Below are 4,206 nucleotides of genomic sequence, written 5' to 3' on the forward strand. Positions count from 1 at the left end.
GAGGAGGTTCGCGTCGCCGGAGACGACGGTGGCGCTCGGGCCGTTGACCACCGCGATGGACAGCCCTTCCCGCCCTGCGATGATCTGTTCGACCTGGTCCTTGGGTGCGGCGATGGAGACCATGCCGCCTGATCCGGCGAGCGCGCGCAGCGCCTGGGATCTGAGGATGACGACGCGTGCGGCGTCCTCCAGCGAGAGCGCCCCTGCCACGTGGGCGGCGGCGATCTCGCCCTGGGAGTGGCCCAGCACCGCGTCCGGTTCCATCCCGAGGGAGCGCCAGACCTTGGCCAGGCCGACCATCATCGCGAACAGGGCGGGCTGGACGACGTCGACCCGGTCCAGGGAGGCGGCGCCTTCGGCGCCGCGCAGCACGTCGGGGGGCGACCAGTCGACCAGTCCCGCGAACGCCGCTTCGCATTCGTTGATGGCCTGGGCGAAGACGGGGGAGGAGTCGAGGAGTTCGGCGCCCATGCCGATCCACTGGGAGCCCTGCCCGGGGAAGACGAACACCGTCCGCCCCTGGCCCGCCACGGAGCCGCGAGTCCATTCGCCGGTCGGTCGCCCGGCCTCTCCGGCCAGGGCGAAGGCACGGTGCTCGAAGACCGAGCGTCCCGTCGCCAGGGAGAAGCCCACGTCGGCCGGGTTCAGGTCCGGCCGCTCGGCCAGGAAGTCCTCGAACCGGGCGAGCTGGGCGTCCAGCGCACCCGCAGTCGCCCCCGACACCAGGAGCGGAACGGCCGGGAGGGCGGGGGCGCTCCCTTCCTCCGGCTCCTCCGAGGCGGAGGCCGGGGCGCCGCCCTCAGCGCCGCCGTCAATACCGCTGTCGGCGCTGCCGTCTTCGGCGGCCTCCTGCGGCGCCTCCTCGATGATCACGTGGGCGTTGGTGCCGCTGATCCCGAACGAGGAGACCCCGAACCGGCGTGCCCGGCCGGCGTCTCCGTCCTCCCCGGCGGGCCAGGGCATCTCCTCGGTGAGCAGCTCGACCGCGCCCGCGTCCCAGTCGACCTCCGGGGTGGGGGCGTCGACGTGCAGGGTCTTCGGCAGCACGCCGTTGCGCAGCGCCAGCACCATCTTCATCACCCCGGCGACGCCCGCCGCCGGCTGGGTGTGCCCGATGTTCGACTTCAGCGAGCCGAGCCGGAGCGGGGCGGCGTCCCCGCGCCCGCGCCCGTAGACGGCGAGCAGCGCCTGCGCCTCGATCGGGTCGCCGAGCCGGGTGCCGGTGCCGTGGGCCTCGACGGCGTCGACGTCGCCGGTGGAGAGCCCGGCGTCGGCCAGCGCGGCGCGGATCACCCGCTGCTGGGAGGGGCCGTTCGGCGCGGTCAGACCGTTGGACGCGCCGTCCTGGTTCGTCGCGGTGCCCTTGACGACGGCCAGCACCCGGTGGCCGTTGCGGCGGGCGTCGGACAGCCGCTCCACCAGCAGCATCCCGACCCCTTCGGCCAGGGCGAACCCGTCGGCCGCCGCCGCGAACGCCTTGGAGCGCCCGTCCTCGGAGAGCCCGCGCTGCCTGCTGAACTCCATGAAGATGTCAGGGGTGGACATGACGGTGACCCCGCCGGCCAGCGCCATGTCGCACTCGCCGTTCCGCAGCGCCTGCACCGCCAGGTGGAGCGCGACCAGCGACGACGAGCACGCGGTGTCCACGGTCAGTGCCGGGCCCTCGAACCCCAGCGTGTAGGAGACCCTGCCGGACATGACACTGGACCCGTTGCCGGTGCCGACATAGCCCTCCAGCTCCCGGGGCGGGTCCTGCAGCAGCGGGGCGTAGTGCTGCCCGTTGGTGCCCGCGAAGACGCCGACCGGGCGGCCGCGCATCTCCTCGGGGACCACGCCCGCGCGTTCGAGCGCCTCCCAGGAGGTCTCCAGCAGCAGGCGGTGCTGCGGGTCCATGGCCAGCGCCTCGCGCGGTGAGATCCCGAAGAACGCCGGGTCGAAGCCGGCCGCGTCGTCGAGGAACCCGCCGGCCCGCACGTAGGTGCGTCCGGGCGCGTCCGGGTCGGGGTCGTAGATGCCCTCCAGGTCCCAACCCCGGTCGCCCGGCATCGGGGTGATGGCGTCCTCGCCCGCGGCCACCAGCCGCCACAGCGCCTCCGGCGAGTCGACGCCGCCGGGGAACCGGCACGCCATGCCGACGATCACGACGGGGTCGTCGCCGGCGCCCCCGGCGTCCCCGGTGGGGCGGCGCCGTGCGTCCTCGCCGGCGCTCTCATCGTCCCCGGAGACGAGGGTGAGCAGGTGGTCGGCGAGCGCGACCGGGGTGGGGTAGTCGAAGACGAGCGTGGCCGGGAGCGTCAGGCCGGTGGCGGCCTTGAGCCGGTTGCGCAGCTCGACCGCGGTGAGCGAGTCGAATCCCAGTTCCCGGAAGGCCCGCGAGGTGTCCACGGCCTCGGGCGAGGCGTGGTCGAGGACGGCGGCGAGATGGCCGCGGACCAGGGCCAGCACCTCCCGGCGCCGGTCCGCCTCCGACCGGCCGGCCAGCCGCTCCGCGAGCGGGGAGGCGGCCCCTGCGGCACCGGCCGCGCCCCCCGCGCCGGCGTCGACGGCCCGGCGGGCCTCGAGGACGTCGCCGAGCAGCGGGCTCGGCCGGGCGGAGGTGAAGCCGGGCGCGAACCGCTCCCAGTCGACGTCGGCGATGACGGTGAAGGCCAGACCGTGCTCGACCGTCCTGCGCAGCGCGTCGACGGCGGCGTCCGAGCGGAGCGGGCGGACGCCGAGCCGGCGCAGGCGCTCCCCTTCGGCGCCGGTGGTGGCCGGCCCGCCCTCCCACGGGCTCCAGGCGATGGAGGCGGCGGGGAGGCCCGCGGCGCGCATCTCCTCGGCGAGCGCGTCGACGGCGGCGGCCCCGGCGGCGTAGGCGCCCTGACCGGCCCCTCCCCAGAGCCCGACGATGGACGAGAACAGCACCACCGAGTGCAGGTCGGAGTCCTGGCCGCGGCCGCGGCGCTCCACCAGCAGCGCGGCGAGGTTCGCCGCGCCCGCGGCCTTCTCGGCCATGACCGCGCCGAGCAGGTCGGCGCCGGTGTCCAGGAGGGCGGCGGCGCGGACGAGCGGCGGCGCGTGGACCACCGACACCAGCGGGGAGTCGGCGGGGACGGAGTCGAGGACGGCGGCCGCCGCATCGGGGTCGGCGAGGTCGCGGTGGACGACGGTGACGCGGGCGCCGTCCTCCTCCAGTTCGGCGGCGAGCCCGGCCGGGACGTCGGAGCCCGGCGGAACCGGGAGCAGCAGGTGCCGCGCACCGTCGCGGGCCAGGCTCCGGGCGACGTCGGCCCCCGACGGGTCGTCGGCGCCGGTGACCAGGACGGTGCCGTCCAGGTTCCGGTCGCGGGCCGGCCGCCGAGCGGACAGGGGGGCACGGGAGAGCCTGCGCACCAGGGCCCCGGAGCGGCGCACGGCGACCTGGTCCTCGTCGCCGTGGGCCCCGGCGAGCACGGCCGCCAGAGCGTCGCGGACCTCGGCGTCGGCGTCGCCCTGCTCCTCCGCGCCGGCCCGGCGGGGCAGGTCGATGAGGCCGCCCCAGAGGTCGGGGTGTTCCAGGGCGGCGACGCGGCCCAGGCCCCAGACCGCTGCCTGTGCTGGGTCGGCGGCGGGGTCGGTGCGGACGGCCGAGACCGCCCCGCGCGTCACACACCACAGCCGGGCGGGGGCGGGGATGTCGGCGAGCGCCTGCAGGAGGACGAGGGTGCGGGCCGCGGCGGTGCCGGAGGGGCGGACGCCGCCGGCATCGTCGGCACCGGCGGCGCCGTCGTCATCGGCGCCGGTGAGGGCGAGCAGCGAGACGACCCCGGCCGGGGCGTCTTCGGCCTCGCCGGAACCGGCGGCCGCCGAGGCCAGCGCTTCGGCGAGGGCGGCCCGGTCCGCATCGGCGGGGACGCCGACGGGGACCGTCCGCGCGCCGGACGCTTCGAGGGCCGCGCGGACGGCGCCGAGGCCGGTGTCCTCGGGGGCGTCGGCGTCCGAGTGGACCAGAAGCCAGGTGCCGGAGAGCTCGGCCGCCCCGGAGGACGGGCGGGCCGGGCGCTTCCACTCGATCGTGTACCGCAGGTCGTCCTCGGGCGACCGCTGCGCGGCCCGCCCGGCGTCGAGCCAGTAGCGTTCGCGCTGGAAGGCGTAGGTGGGCAGGTCGACGGCCCTGGCGCCGGTGTTCGCGAACAGGCTCGCCCAGTCGATGGTGAGGCCGTTGGTCCAGGCTTCTCCGGCGGA

Annotated in this window: 1 protein-coding gene; it reads right to left on the reverse strand. The window is 76.5% G+C overall.

Going from position 1 to position 4,206, the window contains the following annotated elements:
* On the reverse strand, nucleotides 1–4,206 hold a 4,206-nt coding region (locus D459_RS35195; protein ID WP_017596705.1), incomplete at both ends, for a type I polyketide synthase.

The sequence above is a fragment of the Nocardiopsis potens DSM 45234 genome, from assembly GCF_000341105.1.
In the GTDB taxonomy this organism is placed as follows: Bacteria; Actinomycetota; Actinomycetes; order Streptosporangiales; family Streptosporangiaceae; genus Nocardiopsis_A; species Nocardiopsis_A potens.